The sequence below is a fragment of the Pseudomonas sp. OST1909 genome (assembly GCF_015277575.1).
Lineage (GTDB): Bacteria > Pseudomonadota > Gammaproteobacteria > Pseudomonadales > Pseudomonadaceae > Aquipseudomonas > Aquipseudomonas synxantha_A.
The window spans coordinates 1502710-1518857 of the sequence record NZ_CP063780.1; the positions used below are offsets into that span (position 1 = coordinate 1502710).

The following is a 16148-nucleotide window of genomic DNA, read 5'->3' on the forward strand; positions in this document are numbered from 1 at the left end:
GGGTCGTCTCGGTATGCTTGCTTGTTTGGCCGCCTTAGCCTGACAACCCTGGAGTGTCTGGTTTGATCGTCTTCCGTTATCTGTCCCGCGAAGTCCTGTTGACCCTGAGTGCCGTGAGTGCGGTGTTGCTGGTCATCATCATGAGTGGTCGTTTCGTCAAGTTCCTGGCTCAAGCCGCCGCAGGCGCCCTGGATCCGGGGTCGTTGTTCTTGATCATGGGCTACCGGATGCCCGGGATGCTGCAGCTGATCCTGCCCCTTGGCCTGTTTCTCGGCATATTGCTGGCCTATGGCCGCTTGTACCTTGAGAGTGAAATGACCGTGCTGTCGGCCACTGGCATGAGCCAGCAACGTTTGCTGGCCATGACCATGGTGCCGGCCGCCGGCGTTGCCCTGGTGGTGGCCTGGTTGAGTATGAGCCTGGCGCCCCAGGGCGCCATGCAGTTCCAGCTGCTGTTGAACAAGCAGGATGCGATGACCGAGTTCGATACCCTCGAGCCCGGGCGCTTCCAGGCGCTCAGCGACGGCACGCGGGTGACTTATACCGAAACCATGACCGATGACCGCTCCAACCTCGGCGGCGTGTTCATTTCCCAGAAAAACCTTGGCCAGAACCAGAAGGACCGTGGCATTTCCATTCTGGTGGCCGACAGCGGCCGCCAGGAAGTGCGCCCCGACGGCAACCGCTACCTGATCCTGGAAAATGGCTACCGCTACGACGGCAGCCCTGGTCTGGCGGACTATCGGGCGATCAAGTACGACACTTATGGTGTCATGCTGCCCAAGCCTGAGATCAGCGGCGAGGTCACCGACCGCGACGCACTGCCGACTGCATCGCTGTTCGGCAGCCAGGAACTGCGCTCCATTGCCGAGCTGCAATGGCGTTTGTCCTTGCCGCTGCTGGTGTTTATCGTAACCTTGATGGCCGTGCCGCTGTCGCGCGTCAACCCGCGCCAGGGGCGTTTCCTCAAACTGCTGCCGGCGATCCTGCTGTACATGGCCTACCTGACCATCCTGATTTCCGCCCGTGGCTCCCTCGAGAAAGGCAAGTTGCCGCCAGCCCTTGGCCTGTGGTGGGTGCACGGGGTTTTCCTGTTGATCGGCCTGGGGCTGCTCTATTGGGAACCTATCCGTTTGAAAATGAAGAGCCGTCGTGGCCTGAAGGAGTTGGCCCGTGGCTAAGCTTGATCGCTACATTGGCAGCAGCGTACTGATCGCCATCCTCGCGGTACTGGGCATCATTCTTGGCCTGGCCTTGCTGTTCGCCTTCATTGATGAAGTGGGCAACGTCACCGACACCTACACGGTCACGGATGTACTGAGCTACGTGGCACTGACTGCGCCGCGCCGTCTCTACGACATGATGCCGATGGCGGCGCTGATCGGTTGCCTGATCGGCCTGGGCACCCTGGCCAGCAACAGCGAGCTGACCATCATGCGCGCCGCTGGCGTTTCCATTGGTCGTATCGTCTGGGCGGTGATGAAGCCGATGCTGCTGCTGATGGCGTGCAGCGTGCTGATCGGTGAATACGTCGCGCCCCCGGCCGAAGCCACTGCCCAGGCCAATCGCGCCCTGGCCCAGGGCTCGGGCGATGCGCAAAGCGCCAAGCACGGCCTGTGGCACCGCCAGGGTGATGAGTTCATCCACATCAACGCCGTGCAGCCAGGCGGCCTGTTGATCGGTGTCACGCGCTATACCTTCGATAAAGAGCGGCACATGCTGTCCTCCAGCTTCGCCAAGCGCGCGCAATACAATGCCGAGCAATGGCAGCTGAGCGACGTCACCACCACCTACTTCCGCAATGTGGGCCAGGGCACCAAGGCCAGCACCGAAGTGGTCAATGCACCGACCGAGCAGTGGGATATCGCCCTGAAGCCGGAACTGCTCAACACCGTGGTGATGGTCCCCGAAGCGCTGCCGATCTCGGGGTTGTGGAGCTACATCCATTACCTCAAGGAGCAGGGCCTGAACAACGGCCGCTACTGGCTGGCGTTCTGGGTGAAAGTCTTGCAACCGGTGGTAACCGCCGCGTTGGTGTTGATGGCGATCTCCTTCATCTTCGGGCCGTTGCGCTCCGTAACCCTGGGCCAGCGGGTATTTACCGGCGTGCTGGTGGGCTTTACCTTCCGCATCGCCCAGGATCTGCTCGGGCCGTCGAGCCTGGTGTTCGGTTTCTCGCCGCTGTTTGCGGTGCTGGTGCCGACGGCCATCTGCGCCGTGGCCGGGTTCTGGCTGCTGCGTCGGGCCGGTTGAAGCTGCGCTTATGCACAAAAAATGCCCCGCTCTCGTGAGTGGGGCATTTTTGTTCTGGTCAGCAAAGATGACGTCTGGCCTGAGCATCAGGTACAATTCCCGGCTATTTTTCAGCGGGCAATCTGCCTGCAGCCTTTTTGAGTGTTGATCCGTGAGTGATTTGAGTCATATCCGCAATTTCTCCATCATCGCCCACATTGACCATGGCAAGTCGACGCTGGCCGATCGATTCATCCAGATGTGCGGCGGCCTTGCCGAGCGTGAAATGGAAGCCCAGGTACTGGACTCCATGGACCTCGAACGCGAACGCGGGATCACCATCAAGGCCCACAGCGTTACTCTGTATTACAAGGCCAAAGACGGCATCACCTACCAGCTGAACTTCATTGACACCCCGGGCCACGTCGACTTCACCTATGAAGTCAGCCGTTCGCTTGCGGCCTGTGAAGGTGCCTTGCTGGTGGTCGACGCCGGCCAGGGCGTCGAGGCGCAGTCGGTTGCCAACTGCTACACCGCGATCGAGCAGGGCCTGGAAGTCATGCCCGTGCTCAACAAGATCGACCTGCCCCAGGCCGAGCCTGAGCGCGTCAAGGAAGAGATCGAGAAGATCATTGGCATCGACGCCACCGACGCCGTCACCTGCAGCGCCAAGACCGGCCTGGGTGTCGACGAAGTACTCGAACGCCTGGTGCACACCATTCCCGCGCCGACCGGCAACTACGAAGATCCGCTGCAAGCGTTGATCATCGACTCCTGGTTCGACAACTACCTGGGCGTTGTCTCCCTGGTCCGCGTGCGCCATGGCCGTGTCAAGAAGGGCGACAAGATCCTGGTCAAGTCCACCGGCAAGATCCACCTGGTGGACAGCGTCGGTGTATTCAACCCCAAGCACACCGCCACCGCTGATCTGAAAGCCGGTGAAGTAGGCTTCATCATCGCCGGTATCAAGGACATCCACGGTGCACCGGTGGGTGACACCCTGACCCTGAGCTCCACGCCGGATGTCGACGTACTGCCCGGCTTCAAGCGTATCCAGCCACAGGTTTACGCCGGCCTGTTCCCGGTCAGCTCCGACGACTTCGAGGATTTCCGCGAAGCCCTGCAAAAGCTGACCCTCAACGACTCGTCGTTGCAGTACACCCCGGAAAGCTCCGACGCCCTGGGCTTCGGCTTCCGCTGCGGGTTCCTGGGCATGCTGCACATGGAAATCATCCAGGAGCGCCTTGAGCGCGAGTACGACCTGGACCTGATCACCACGGCGCCGACCGTTATTTTCGAGCTGTTGCTCAAAACCGGTGAAACGATTTACGTCGACAACCCGTCCAAGCTTCCGGATCTGTCGGCCATCGAAGACATGCGTGAGCCAATCGTGCGGGCCAATATCCTGGTCCCGCAGGAGCACCTGGGCAACGTCATCACCCTGTGTATCGAAAAGCGTGGCGTACAGCGCGACATGCTGTTCCTCGGTACCCAGGTGCAAGTGACCTACGATATGCCGATGAACGAAGTGGTCCTGGACTTCTTCGACCGTCTCAAATCCACCAGTCGCGGCTATGCTTCGCTGGATTACCATTTCGATCGTTACCAATCGGCTAATCTGGTGAAACTGGATGTGCTGATCAACGGCGACAAGGTAGATGCCCTGGCGCTGATCGTGCACAAGGACAACGCGCACTACAAAGGTCGCCAACTGACCGAGAAGATGAAAGAACTGATTCCGCGCCAGATGTTCGACGTTGCGATCCAGGCCGCCATTGGCGGGCAGATCATTGCACGGACTTCCGTCAAGGCTCTCAGAAAGAACGTACTGGCCAAATGCTACGGCGGTGACGTAAGCCGTAAGCGCAAGCTGCTTGAGAAGCAAAAGGCCGGTAAAAAACGCATGAAGCAAGTAGGTAACGTGGAAGTTCCACAAGAAGCCTTCCTTGCGGTGCTCAGGTTGGATAGTTAGGTCCTATGTCACTAAATTTCCCGCTGTTGCTGGTTATCGCCGTCGCCGTTTGCGGCCTCCTGGCGTTGCTCGATCTGGTGTTCTTCGCCCCGCGTCGGCGGTCGGCCATTGCTTCCTATCAGGGCAGTGTCAGCCAGCCCGATGCGGTGGTGGTCGAGAAGCTGAACAAAGAGCCCTTGCTGGTTGAATACGGCAAGTCGTTCTTCCCGGTGTTGTTCATCGTGCTGGTGCTGCGTTCGTTCCTGGTGGAGCCGTTCCAGATCCCTTCTGGGTCGATGAAGCCGACCCTGGACGTGGGCGACTTTATCCTGGTGAACAAGTTTTCCTACGGGATCCGCTTGCCGGTGATCGACAAGAAAGTCATCGAGATCGGTGACCCGCAGCGCGGCGATGTGATGGTATTCCGCTACCCGAGCGACCCTAACGTCAACTACATCAAGCGTGTAGTCGGCCTGCCGGGCGACGTGGTGCGCTACACCAGCGACAAGCGCCTGTTCATCAACGGTGAATCGGTGGCCGAGAAGCTGCTGGGCGCCGAGCCGAACACCCTGGGCAGCGCCGAGCTGTACCAGGAAAAACTCGGTGCGGTAGAGCACGAGATCCGCAAGGAAATGAGCCGCTACCGCGCAATGCCTGATGGCCAGTGGAAAGTACCCGCCGGGCACTACTTCATGATGGGCGACAACCGCGACAACTCCAATGACAGCCGTTACTGGGATGACCCCAATATTCCCAAGGACCTGCTGGGCATGGTGCCCGACGAGAACATCGTCGGCAAAGCCTTCGCGGTCTGGATGAGTTGGCCGGAGCCCAAGCTCAGCCACCTGCCGAACTTCTCGCGGGTCGGGCTGATCAAGTAATACAGGCGGCGCTGTGAACACAGCGCCGAATGCTTTTCTGGGGTTTGGACAATTAATCGTCCGGCCCCATGCAGCACCAACCAGGATGTGAATTTGAACACTGCGTCAATCGTCGATGGCCGCCGGTGCCACCAACTAGATATGGATAAACCGTGACCGTTTCTCTAAGTCGTCTCGAGCGCCAGCTCGGCTACACCTTCAAGGACCCCGAATTGATGGTCCTTGCCCTCACACACCGCAGCTTTGCAGGGCGCAATAACGAGCGCCTGGAATTCCTCGGTGATGCCATCCTCAATTTCGCCGCCGGTGAGGCGCTGTTCGAGCGTTTTCCTCAAGCGCGCGAAGGCCAGCTTTCGCGCCTGCGGGCGCGCCTTGTGAAAGGCGAGACCCTGGCCGTGCTGGCCCGAGGTTTCGGCCTGGGTGAGTACCTGCGGTTGGGGTCCGGTGAGTTGAAAAGCGGCGGTTTTCGTCGCGAATCGATTCTGGCCGATGCCCTGGAAGCCTTGATCGGCGCGATCTACCTCGATGCAGGGATGGAGACGGCCAAGGAGCGCGTGGTCGCCTGGCTGGCTTCTGAAATCGAAAGCCTGACACTGGTCGACACCAACAAAGATCCCAAGACCCGCCTGCAGGAATACCTGCAGTCCCGCGGTTGCGAACTGCCACGCTACGAAGTGGTGGATATCCAGGGTGAGCCCCATTGCCGCGTGTTCTTCGTGGAATGTGAAATCACCTTATTGAATGAAAAAAGCCGAGGTCAGGGTGTGAGCCGTCGTATTGCCGAACAGGTAGCGGCCGCTGCAGCACTGATTGCCCTGGGCGTGGAGAATGGCCATGACTGATTCAACCGCAACACGCTGTGGCTATGTTGCCATCGTCGGCCGCCCGAACGTGGGCAAGTCCACGCTGCTCAACCACATCCTCGGTCAGAAACTCGCGATCACTTCGCGCAAGCCCCAGACCACTCGTCACAACATGTTGGGCATCAAGACCGAAGGCAACGTGCAAGCGGTGTATGTCGATACCCCGGGCATGCACAAAGGCGGTGAGAAAGCCCTGAACCGCTACATGAACAAGACCGCTTCGGCGGCGTTGAAAGACGTCGACGTGGTGATCTTCGTGGTCGACCGCACCAAGTGGACCGACGAAGACCAGATGGTTCTCGAGCGTGTGCAGTACGTCACCGGCCCCTTGATCGTCGCGTTGAACAAGACCGACCGCATCGAAGACAAGGCCGAGCTGATGCCGCACCTGACCTGGTTGCAGGAACAACTGCCGAACGCCCAGATCATGCCGATCTCGGCCCAGCACGGCCACAACCTCGAAGCCCTGGAGCGCGTGATTGCCGGTTACCTGCCGGAAAACGAGCATTTCTTCCCGGAAGACCAGATCACCGACCGCAGCAGCCGCTTCCTCGCCGCCGAGCTGGTACGCGAGAAAATCATGCGTCAGATGGGTGCCGAGCTGCCATACCAGATCACCGTGGAAATCGAAGAGTTCAAGCAGCAGGGCAAGACCCTGCATATCCATGCGCTGATCCTCGTCGAGCGTGACGGCCAGAAAAAAATCATCATTGGCGACAAGGGCGAGCGCATCAAGCGCATCGGCACTGAAGCGCGCAAGGATATGGAATTGCTGTTCGACTCCAAGATCATGCTTAACCTGTGGGTGAAGGTTAAGGGTGGCTGGTCCGATGATGAGCGTGCGTTGCGCTCACTGGGCTACGGCGACCTTTAAGAACACCGCAGGGTAAAAAATGTGGGAGGGGGCTTGCTCCCGATAGCGGAGGGTCAGTCACTTATTTGTTAACTGACCCACCGCCATCGGGAGCAAGCCCCCTCCCATATTAGGTTGTGTGGTTTTCAAAATTGCATTCCAGCAGTGAGTTCCCATGTCTCAATCCCCACCTCCCAGCCAACTCGCCTACGTGCTGCACAGCCGCGCCTATCGCGAGACCAGCGCGCTGGTGGACTTCCTCACGCCTCAAGGCCGCCTGCGTGCGGTGCTGCGCAGCGCACGGGGTAAGGCAGGTACCTTGGCGCGGCCATTCGTGGCGCTGGATGTGGAGTTTCGCGGCAAGGGCGAGCTGAAAAACGTCGGCCGCCTGGAAAGCGTCGGCACTTCCGCCTGGCTTAACGGTGATGCACTGTTCAGCGGCCTTTACCTCAATGAACTGCTGATCCGCCTGTTGCCCGCCGAAGACCCGCACCCGGCAGTCTTCGATCACTACGCTGCCACCTTGCTGGCCCTCGCTGAAGGCCGGCCCCTGGAGCCGCTGCTGCGCGCCTTCGAATGGCGCTTGCTCGACGACCTGGGCTATGGCTTTGAATTGCACAACGACCTGCACGGCGATCCCGTCGCCGCCGACGGCATGTACCGCCTGCAAGTGGATGCGGGCCTTGAACGCGTGTACCTGTTGCAGCCGGGGCTGTTCCAGGGCAGCGAACTGCTGGCCATGAGCGATGCGGACTGGAGCGCGCCGGGCGCCTTGTCCGCCGCCAAGCGCCTGATGCGCCAGGCCCTGGCCGTGCACCTGGGCGGGCGACCGCTGGTCAGTCGCGAGTTGTTTCGAAAGCCCTGACATCCCCGTGTATGCTGTGCACCGATTCTTTCCCTTTTCAGGAGCGCTTCCGTGACCACCAGCAATCGCATTCTTCTTGGCGTCAACATCGACCACGTCGCCACCCTGCGCCAGGCCCGGGGCACCCGTTACCCTGACCCGGTCAAGGCCGCGCTGGACGCCGAAGAAGCGGGCGCCGACGGCATTACCGTGCACCTGCGCGAAGACCGCCGCCACATCCAGGAGCGCGATGTGCTGCTGCTCAAGGACGTGCTGCAAACGCGCATGAACTTCGAAATGGGCGTCACCGAAGAAATGATGGCGTTCGCCGAGCGCATTCGCCCGGCGCATATCTGCCTGGTGCCCGAAACCCGCCAGGAGCTGACCACCGAGGGCGGCCTCGACGTCGCCGGCCAGGAAGCGCGGATCAAGGCCGCGGTGGAGCGCCTGTCGAAGATCGGCAGTGAAGTCTCGTTGTTCATCGACGCCGACGAGCGCCAGATCGAAGCCTCGCGCCGGGTTGGTGCCCCGGCCATCGAATTGCACACTGGCCGTTACGCCGACGCCACCACCCCGACTGAAGTGGCCGACGAGCTGCAACGCATCATCGACGGCGTGAACTGCGGGCTCAACGAAGGCTTGATCGTCAACGCCGGCCATGGCTTGCACTACCACAACGTCGAAGCTGTGGCGGCGATCAAGGGCATCAACGAACTGAATATCGGCCATGCGCTGGTGGCCCATGCGTTGTTCGTCGGTTTCAAAGGCGCCGTGGCCGAGATGAAAGCCCTGATTCTGGCCGCTGCCAAGCATTAATAAACAATGAAGATCAATGTGGGAGCTGGCTTGCCTGCGATAGCGGAGTATCAGTTGATGCATTCGTAGCTGACCCACCGCAATCGCAGGCAAGCCAGCTCCCACATGACGAGTCTTCGGCGTTTTCAATGTGCGGCAATGCGAAGCCTTACTGTTTAGCCGACGCAGGTGTATCGTATCAGCCCTTTGCGGGCCCTTGGCCTGCGGCAGATACGCGAGGTTGTTGTGTCCCGATCCTTTTCCCGTCGACAAATCCTGGGTGGTCTTGCTGGCCTGGCCGTAGTAGGCGTCGGTGCCGGCGGTGGCTACCGCTACTGGCTGGGGAAAGTCGCTGAGTCCGAGGCCGGGCACGATTACGAGTTGATTGCGGCGCCCCTGGACGTAGAGTTGGTACCGGGGTACAAGACCCAAGCCTGGGCATTCGGCCCTTCCGCGCCTGGCACCGAGTTGCGCGTGCGCCAGGGCGAATGGCTGCGGGTACGTTTCATCAATCACCTGCCGGTCGCCACCACCATCCACTGGCACGGCATCCGCCTGCCGCTGGAAATGGACGGCGTCCCCTACGTTTCGCAATTGCCGGTGCTGCCGGGCGAATACTTCGACTACAAATTCCGCGTGCCCGATGCCGGCAGCTACTGGTATCACCCCCACGTAAGCAGCAGCGAAGAACTTGGCCGTGGCCTGGTCGGCCCATTGATTGTGGAAGAGCGAGAACCCACCGGTTTCAAATACGAACGTACCTTGAGCCTGAAGAACTGGCACATCGACGAAGAAGGGGCGTTTGTCGAGTTCAGTATCCCCCGTGAAGCGGCGCGGGGCGGCACTGCAGGGCGCCTCTCCACCATCAACGGCGTGCCCCAGGCGGTCATCGACCTGCCCGCCGGGCAAATCACTCGCGTGCGCTTGCTCAACCTCGACAACACGCTGACCTATCGCCTCAACATCCCCGGCGTCGAAGCACAGATCTACGCACTTGACGGCAACCCCATCGAGCCGCGCCCGCTGGGCAAGGAATACTGGCTGGGCCCGGGGATGCGCATCTGTCTGGCAATCAAGGCCCCGCCGGCGGGTGAAGAATTGTCGATCCGCAACGGCCCGGTGCGCCTGGGCACCTTCCGTTCGGTGGCCAACACCGATGCGCCTACCCAGTGGCCACCAGCATTGCCGGCCAACCCGGTTGCCGAGCCGGACCTGGCCAATGCCGAGAAACTCAACTTCAATTTCGAATGGGTCGGTTCGGTGTCGGTCAATGTCGAAAACGGTAAGCCGCCCAGCCTGTGGCAGATCAACGGCCAGGCCTGGGACATCACCGACAAGACCTGTGCCGACCGCCCGATTGCCAGGCTTGAAAAGGGCAAGAGCTACATTTTTGAATTGAAGAACATGACCCAGTACCAGCACCCGATCCACCTGCATGGCATGAGCTTCAAGGTGATCGCGTCGAACCGCCACAAGGTCATCCCGTATTTCACCGACACCTACCTGCTGGGCAAGAACGAACGCGCCCGCGTGGCGCTGGTGGCGGATAACCCGGGAGTGTGGATGTTCCATTGCCACGTGATCGACCATATGGAAACCGGCCTGATGGCCGCTATCGAGGTGGCGTGATGCGCCAGATTCGCCCCAGCGCGATTATCGACCGCAGCCGCGACCAGGACTTTATGCGCGAAGCCCTCGCCCTGGCCGCCCAAGGCGCCGCACTGGGCGAAGTGCCGGTGGGTGCGGTGCTGGTGCAGGATGGTGCAATCATCGGCCGCGGCTTCAATTGCCCGATCAGCGGCAACGACCCCAGCGCCCATGCCGAAATGGTCGCGATCCGCGCCGCTGCGCAAGCGATCAGCAACTATCGCCTGGTGGGCAGCACGCTGTATGTGACCCTGGAACCGTGCAGCATGTGCGCCGGGTTGATCGTGCATTCACGCATCGCAAGGGTGGTGTATGGCGCACTGGAGCCCAAGGCCGGGATTGTGCAGAGCCAGGGGCAGTTTTTTACCCAGGGTTTTCTCAACCATAAGGTACTGTTTGAAGGCGGCGTGCTGGCCGAGGAGTGCGGCACGGTGTTGAGCGAGTTCTTCAAGGCTCGCCGGGCCAAGCCACCACTCTGAAGAACACTTAAGTATCAATGTGGGAGCTGGCTTGCCTGCGATAGCTATCTGTCAGTCACCCCAATCTTGACTGACCCACCGCTATCGCAGGCAAGCCAGCTCCCACATTTGATCTCCATTTTTTCAGGAAGATAGTGGACTTATTTGCGAGCGATGATCACCGCCCGCATCGGCGCCGGCAGCCCTTCGATGGTCTTGCTGTGATCTTCGGGGTCGAGGAAGTCACTGAGCGACTGATATTTCATCCATTCTGTTCCACGCTGTTCCTCAACCGTGGTCACGCTCACATCCACGCACCGCACCTCACTGAAGCCTGCACGGCGCAGCCACAGCATCAACGCCGGCACCGAGGGCAGGAACCACACGTTACGCATCTGTGCATAACGGTCTTCCGGCACCAGCACCTGCTGCTGATCGCCTTCCACCACCAGGGTTTCCAGGACCAGCTCGCCGCCCTTGACCAAGGTGTCTTTGAGCGCCAGCAAGTGCTCGATCGGCGAGCGGCGATGGTAGAACACGCCCATGGAGAACACCGTGTCGAAGCCTTCCAGGTTCGCCGGCAAGTCTTCGAACGGGAACGGCAGGTGCCAGGCTTTGGGCTCAGACAGGTAACGTTGCACTGCCTGGAACTGGCAGAAGAACAGCCAGTTGGGGTCCACGCCAATCACACTGTCGGCGCCCGCGCCGAGCATTCGCCACATGTAGTAACCGTTGCCGCAGCCCACATCGAGGATGCGTTTGCCCTTCAAGTTCAAGTGCGGCGCAACCCGCGACCATTTCCAGTCCGAACGCCATTCGGTGTCCACATGCACGCCGAACAGGTGGAACGGGCCTTTGCGCCATGGGCTCAGCCCCATCAGTGCCGAGTGCATCCGGGCGCGGGTTTCGTCGTCGCAATCGGTGTCCAGCACCAGGCCGTTCAACAGGTCGACTTCGTTGGGCTGGATCTTCGGCAGTGCGTCCAAAGCACTCTGCCAACGCTCCAGGTCGCCGTGACCTTTTTCCATCTTGCTGTCGAGCTGCGCTTGCAGGCCCTGGGCCCAAACGGCCAAAGGAGTGCCGACCAGATGGCGGGCGAGGGGGGATAAATCAATCATGGCAAGGCAATCAACGAGGCAAAGTTAAGACACTGGAACCACGGCACGACTTTCGAGAACCCGGCTGCCAGCAGGCGTTCGCGGTGTTCTTCGAGGTTGTCGGGTTTCATGACGTTTTCGATGGCGCTGCGCTTCTGGGCGATTTCCAGTTCGCTGTAGCCGTTGGCGCGTTTGAACGCGATATGCAGGTCGGTCAGCAGTGCGTGTTCTTCAACATCGTTAAAGCGCAGCTTTTCCGAGAGGATCAACGCCCCGCCCGGCAGCAGCGATTGGCGGATACGCCCGAGCAACGCCAAACGTTCGTCAGGGGCGATAAATTGCAGGGTGAAGTTCAGTGCTACCACCGATGCCGGCTCAAATTTCAGCGCGAGGATATCGCCCTCGATCACCTCGACCGGCAGCAGCTCCTGGAACATCGAGTCCTGGCCGTTGAGGTATTCGCGGCAGCGCTCGACCATCGCCGCCGAGTTATCCACCGCGATCACCCGGCAGCCATCGGTGCGCACATGGCGACGCAGGGCTTGGGTCACGGCACCCAGGGACGCGCCCAGGTCATACAGCACGCTATCCGGCTGGGCAAATTGCGCGGCCAGCACGCCGAGGTTCTCGACGATGGTCGGGTAGCCCGGTACCGAGCGTTTGATCATGTCCGGGAACACCCGCACCACATCCTCGTTAAAGGCGAAGTCCGGCACCTGGGGCAGGGGCTGGGCGAATAGGCGATCGGGTTCTTTGCTCACGGTTGTTCCGGCGACGAGGGGGAAAGGCCGGCATTTTAGCCAAGTTGGCCCTCGGATGCGCGGGTTGTCTGATGGAAAGCTGAGGCGGTGATGCCCCATTGCCCGAGCCAATAAGTGGCGATCAACAAATAGGGCGCCGCATCGAAGGCCAATACAAACCGGTTGATACCGATCAACGTATCGGAAAACACAAACGACACTGCACCCGCTGCCGCCAGCAGTGCCGAGCGTTGCGGTACCGCGCTGCCCAACCTTGCCAATGCACGCCAGAGCATGGCGCTGATCACCAGCGCGTAAACCACCACCGGTATCAGCAACTCGCCTAAACCGTGGGAGATCAGGATGCCCAGCAGGATCGCCCCGACAGCCAGGGCCAGCACCAGCGGTACTATTGCCAGACGCCGACAGTCGCTGAAATAGGCTTTGAGGTAAGCCAGATGCGCACACAGAAATGCGCCCAGGCCAAAGATAAACAGGTCCCCCGGCCAGGCGAGCAATACGTCGCCCACCACGGAAAAAATCAACCCCAGGCTGATCCAGCGTCGATAATCGGTAGGCGGCGCGTCATGCAGCCAACCCAGCAGTGCCAGAACCGGCAGTGGCTTGACCAGCAGGCACAGCAGCGTCGCGTGAGTCGCCAGGCCGTAGATAAAGGTACCGGCGCCCATCAAGGCAAGGATCAGCCAGGGCATATCAGTTCACCGTAATGGCGCAGTCAAAGGTTTCGACAGGTTCGGCTTCCGGCTCCCAGGGTTGCTGGGAGGTCAGGCGCAAACGGCCTTGCCCTGGGGCGAATGCCTGGAAGCGCCAGGTCGATTGACCACCGCCGCCGATCACACCTGATTCGGTGCTGCTATAGACCTCGGGGCTCAATGCGCGCAGAACACCGCCAGCGGAGTCCTGGATGGCCCAGCGGTAGCCGGTGGTGGGATTGCTGGGCAAGGTAAGGATCAGGTTTTGATTGGTTTTAAGCTGGAGCGGGCAGGCACTCTGGTTGTCCACGGTGACGTTTTGCTTCGGCGCACTGGCGCACGCGGCCAACAGGGCAAGGCTCAAGGGGAGAAGCAGGCGGGCAGCGGTCATGGAGGCTCCGTTTATACACGACGAAGGGCGAGCATAACCGAAGATGAGCCAGGGTGTGACAAGGAGGGTATGTGTCGCGGCCACTCACGCCATCGGTGGCAAGCCCCCTCCCACATTTGACCGCGTTGTCATCCACGACGCCGGTTCCCTGTGGGAGGGGGCTTGCCCCCGATGAGGCCGGTTCAGGCGCTAGAGCTCTATCAGAACAGCACCTTCGCCACATCCGCAAAGCGCTTGGCGAAGTGCACCGTCATGCCTTCCTTCAGGTACTCCGGCAACTCTTCAAAGCTGCCACGGTTGGGCTCCGGCAGGATCAGCTCGTGGATCTTCTGGCGCCGCGCCGCAATCACCTTTTCACGCACCCCGCCAATCGGCAGTACATGCCCGGTCAAGGTCAGTTCGCCAGTCATGGCCACGCCTTTCTTTGGCGGCTGGTTGCGTGCCAGCGACAGCAGCGCACTGGCCATGGTCACACCCGCACTCGGGCCGTCTTTCGGCGTGGCGCCTTCTGGCACGTGCAAGTGAACGAAGGCTTCGTCGAAGAACTTCGGATCACCGCCAAACGACTTCAGGTTCGAGCTGATGTAGCTGTAGGCGATTTCGGCGGATTCCTTCATCACTTCACCCAACTGCCCGGTGAGCTTGAAGCCGCGATTGAGCGTGTGGATACGCGTTGCTTCAATCGGCAAAGTGGCGCCGCCCATGCTGGTCCAGGCCAGGCCGGTGATCACGCCGGTGCCGGACAGCACCTGCTCGTTACGGAATACCGGCATCCCCAGGGAGCTTTCCAGGTCCTTGTTGCCGATCTTGATTATGCTGTCGGGCTCATCCAGCAGCTTGACCACCGCCTTGCGCACCAGTTTGCCCAGTTGTTTCTCCAACTGACGCACCCCGGCTTCCCGCGCATAACCGTCGATCAACGCACGCAGCGCGCCGTCGCTGATGGTCAGGCTGTTTTTCGCGACGCCGGCTTTTTCCAGCTGTTTGGGCCACAGGTGGCGCTTGGCGATGGCGACTTTTTCTTCGGTGATATAGCCCGACAGGCGAATCACTTCCATGCGGTCCAGCAACGGGCCCGGAATCGAGTCCAGGGTGTTGGCGGTGCACACGAACAGCACTTTGGACAGGTCCAGGCGCAGGTCCAGGTAGTGGTCGAGGAATTCGACGTTCTGCTCCGGGTCCAGGGTTTCCAGCAGCGCCGATGCCGGGTCGCCCTGGAAGCTCTGGCCCATCTTGTCGATCTCGTCGAGCATGATCACCGGGTTCATGACTTCCACGTCTTTCAGTGCCTGCACCAGTTTGCCGGGCAGGGCGCCGATGTAGGTGCGGCGATGGCCCTTGATCTCGGCCTCATCGCGCATACCGCCGACGCTGAAACGGTAGAACGGTCGGCCCAGGGACTCGGCAATGGATTTGCCCACGCTGGTCTTGCCCACGCCCGGCGGGCCTACCAGCAACACGATGGAGCCGGCGACTTCGCCTTTATAGGCGCCCACCGCGAGGAATTCGAGGATGCGACTCTTGATGTCATCCAGGCCCGCATGGTGTTTGTCCAGCACCTTGCGCGCGTGTTTGAGGTCGAGCTTATCTGCGCCGTACACGCCCCATGGCACCGAAGTGGCCCAGTCCAGGTAGTTGCGCGTGACGGCGTATTCCGGCGAGCCGGTCTCCAGGATCGACAGTTTGTTCAATTCTTCATCAATGCGTTTTTTCGCCTGGGCCGGCAGCACCTTGCCTTCCAGGCGCTGCTCGAACTGCTCGACGTCCGCACTGCGGTCGTCCTTGGTGAGGCCCAGCTCCTGCTGGATGACCTTGAGCTGTTCCTTGAGGAAGAATTCGCGCTGGTGCTCGCCGATCTTGCGGTTCACTTCGGCAGACAGTTCTTTTTGCAGGCGCGCCACTTCGACCTCTTTGCGCAGCATCGGCAGCACTTTTTCCATGCGCTTGAGCATGGGCACGCAGTCCAGCACTTCCTGCAACTCATTGCCTGTCGCCGAGGTGAGGGCGGCGGCGAAGTCGGTGAGCGGCGACGGGTCGTTGGGGCTGAAGCGGTTGAGGTAGTTCTTCAACTCTTCGCTGTACAGCGGGTTGAGCGGCAGCAGTTCCTTGATCGCATTGATCAACGCCATGCCGTAGGCCTTGACCTCGTCGGTGGGCTCGCTGGGCTGATGCGGGTATTCGACCTCCACCAGATACGGTGGGCGATGGTGTTTGAGCCAGGTCTTGATGCGCACACGGGTCAGGCCCTGGGCGACGAATTGCAGCTTGCCGTTCTCGCGGCTGGCGTGGTGCACCTTGACCAGGGTGCCGTACAGCGGCAGGGCCGAGGTGTCGAAGTGCCGCGGGTCTTCTGGCGGCGTGTCCATGAAAAACAGGGCAAGGGAGTGGTGGTCGGATTTGCTCACCAGCTCGAGGGTCTCGGCCCACGGCTCTTCATTGACGATCACCGGCAGCACTTGCGCCGGGAAAAACGGCCGGTTGTGGATCGGGATGATATAGACCTTGTCCGGCAGGTTCTGCCCAGGCAGCGCCAGGCCGGTGTTGGACGAGGCGGTTTCGGCGTTTTCGGGGTCGGCGTAATCGTTGAGGTCGTAATCAGGGACGTCTTGCTGGTCGCTCATGGGGCACCTGCATAAGGGAGTATGCAGGTTAGATGGGGCGGGGGAGCAGTGGTTTCAATGGT

At 60.7% G+C, this 16148-nt stretch carries 15 protein-coding genes; 10 read left to right on the forward strand and 5 right to left on the reverse strand.

Features of this window, described 5'->3' with window-relative positions; all coding sequences use genetic code 11:
- The first annotated feature begins 62 nt into the window (after positions 1 to 62).
- The 10 genes from lptF to tadA all read left to right on the forward strand — a co-directional run bounded on the left by lptF (position 63) and on the right by tadA (position 10545).
- Positions 63 to 1181 (forward strand): LPS export ABC transporter permease LptF, encoded by a 1119-nt coding sequence (lptF, locus tag IH404_RS06625; protein WP_005785139.1) that lies wholly within the window; start codon positions 63 to 65, stop codon positions 1179 to 1181.
- Complete coding sequence (gene lptG / locus IH404_RS06630) at positions 1174 to 2253, forward strand: LPS export ABC transporter permease LptG (RefSeq protein WP_005785141.1); 1080 nt, start codon at positions 1174 to 1176, stop codon at positions 2251 to 2253. The genes lptF and lptG overlap by 8 nt, the downstream gene beginning before the upstream one ends.
- A gap of 151 nt (positions 2254 to 2404) precedes the next feature.
- The gene (lepA, locus tag IH404_RS06635) at positions 2405 to 4204 is read left to right on the forward strand and encodes a translation elongation factor 4 (protein ID WP_005785142.1); all 1800 of its coding nucleotides are present in this window, start codon (positions 2405 to 2407) and stop codon (positions 4202 to 4204) included.
- A 5-nt stretch (positions 4205 to 4209) separates the two neighbouring features.
- Positions 4210 to 5064, forward strand: a complete 855-nt coding sequence (lepB, locus tag IH404_RS06640) for a signal peptidase I (protein ID WP_005785144.1) — start codon at positions 4210 to 4212, stop codon at positions 5062 to 5064.
- A 152-nt stretch (positions 5065 to 5216) separates the two neighbouring features.
- On the forward strand, positions 5217 to 5906 hold the full coding sequence (gene rnc / locus IH404_RS06645; RefSeq protein ID WP_005785145.1) for a ribonuclease III: 690 nt from the start codon (positions 5217 to 5219) through the stop codon (positions 5904 to 5906).
- A complete protein-coding gene (gene era, locus IH404_RS06650; RefSeq protein ID WP_005785147.1) occupies positions 5899 to 6801 on the forward strand; it encodes a GTPase Era in 903 nt (300 codons plus the stop codon). The genes rnc and era overlap by 8 nt, the downstream gene beginning before the upstream one ends.
- A gap of 154 nt (positions 6802 to 6955) precedes the next feature.
- Complete coding sequence (gene recO, locus IH404_RS06655) at positions 6956 to 7645, forward strand: DNA repair protein RecO (protein WP_005785148.1); 690 nt, start codon at positions 6956 to 6958, stop codon at positions 7643 to 7645.
- Between the two features lie 51 nt (positions 7646 to 7696).
- Positions 7697 to 8440 carry a pyridoxine 5'-phosphate synthase gene (pdxJ, locus tag IH404_RS06660; protein ID WP_005785150.1) on the forward strand — a complete coding sequence of 248 codons (744 nt, stop codon included), beginning with the start codon at positions 7697 to 7699 and terminating at the stop codon, positions 8438 to 8440.
- Positions 8441 to 8665: 225 nt separating this feature from the next.
- Positions 8666 to 10048: a multicopper oxidase family protein gene (locus IH404_RS06665; RefSeq protein ID WP_005785151.1), complete on the forward strand. Its 1383-nt coding sequence runs from the start codon at positions 8666 to 8668 to the stop codon at positions 10046 to 10048.
- The gene (gene tadA, locus IH404_RS06670; protein ID WP_005785153.1) at positions 10048 to 10545 is read left to right on the forward strand and encodes a tRNA adenosine(34) deaminase TadA; all 498 of its coding nucleotides are present in this window, start codon (positions 10048 to 10050) and stop codon (positions 10543 to 10545) included. The genes IH404_RS06665 and tadA overlap by 1 nt, the downstream gene beginning before the upstream one ends.
- A 140-nt stretch (positions 10546 to 10685) precedes the next feature.
- On the opposite strand, the gene cmoB is transcribed toward tadA, so the two are convergent.
- From cmoB to lon, 5 genes are all read right to left on the reverse strand, one after another.
- Complete coding sequence (cmoB, locus tag IH404_RS06675; RefSeq protein ID WP_005785155.1) at positions 10686 to 11642, reverse strand: tRNA 5-methoxyuridine(34)/uridine 5-oxyacetic acid(34) synthase CmoB; 957 nt, start codon at positions 11640 to 11642, stop codon at positions 10686 to 10688.
- A complete protein-coding gene (gene cmoA, locus IH404_RS06680; RefSeq protein WP_194440172.1) occupies positions 11639 to 12382 on the reverse strand; it encodes a carboxy-S-adenosyl-L-methionine synthase CmoA in 744 nt (247 codons plus the stop codon). The genes cmoB and cmoA overlap by 4 nt, the downstream gene beginning before the upstream one ends.
- A gap of 35 nt (positions 12383 to 12417) precedes the next feature.
- Positions 12418 to 13074, reverse strand: a complete 657-nt coding sequence (locus IH404_RS06685; protein ID WP_194440173.1) for a lysoplasmalogenase — start codon at positions 13072 to 13074, stop codon at positions 12418 to 12420.
- 1 nt (position 13075) lies between these two features.
- On the reverse strand, positions 13076 to 13465 hold the full coding sequence (locus IH404_RS06690; RefSeq protein ID WP_078820365.1) for a protease inhibitor I42 family protein: 390 nt from the start codon (positions 13463 to 13465) through the stop codon (positions 13076 to 13078).
- Positions 13466 to 13665: 200 nt separating this feature from the next.
- The gene (gene lon / locus IH404_RS06695) at positions 13666 to 16086 is read right to left on the reverse strand and encodes an endopeptidase La (RefSeq protein ID WP_005785163.1); all 2421 of its coding nucleotides are present in this window, start codon (positions 16084 to 16086) and stop codon (positions 13666 to 13668) included.
- Positions 16087 to 16148: the final 62 nt, after the last annotated feature.

What these genes read in the sequence shown, in the direction of transcription:
- lepB (WP_005785144.1), top strand. Translation starts at nt 4,210, where the DNA reads ATGTCACTAAATTTCCCGCTGTTGCTGGTTATCGCCGTCGCCGTTTGC.
- era (WP_005785147.1), top strand. Translation starts at nt 5,899, where the DNA reads ATGACTGATTCAACCGCAACACGCTGTGGCTATGTTGCCATCGTCGGC.
- recO (WP_005785148.1), top strand. Translation starts at nt 6,956, where the DNA reads ATGTCTCAATCCCCACCTCCCAGCCAACTCGCCTACGTGCTGCACAGC.
- tadA (WP_005785153.1), top strand. Translation starts at nt 10,048, where the DNA reads ATGCGCCAGATTCGCCCCAGCGCGATTATCGACCGCAGCCGCGACCAG.
- cmoB (WP_005785155.1), bottom strand. Translation starts at nt 11,642, where the DNA reads ATGATTGATTTATCCCCCCTCGCCCGCCATCTGGTCGGCACTCCTTTG.
- IH404_RS06685 (WP_194440173.1), bottom strand. Translation starts at nt 13,074, where the DNA reads ATGCCCTGGCTGATCCTTGCCTTGATGGGCGCCGGTACCTTTATCTAC.
- IH404_RS06690 (WP_078820365.1), bottom strand. Translation starts at nt 13,465, where the DNA reads ATGACCGCTGCCCGCCTGCTTCTCCCCTTGAGCCTTGCCCTGTTGGCC.
- lon (WP_005785163.1), bottom strand. Translation starts at nt 16,086, where the DNA reads ATGAGCGACCAGCAAGACGTCCCTGATTACGACCTCAACGATTACGCC.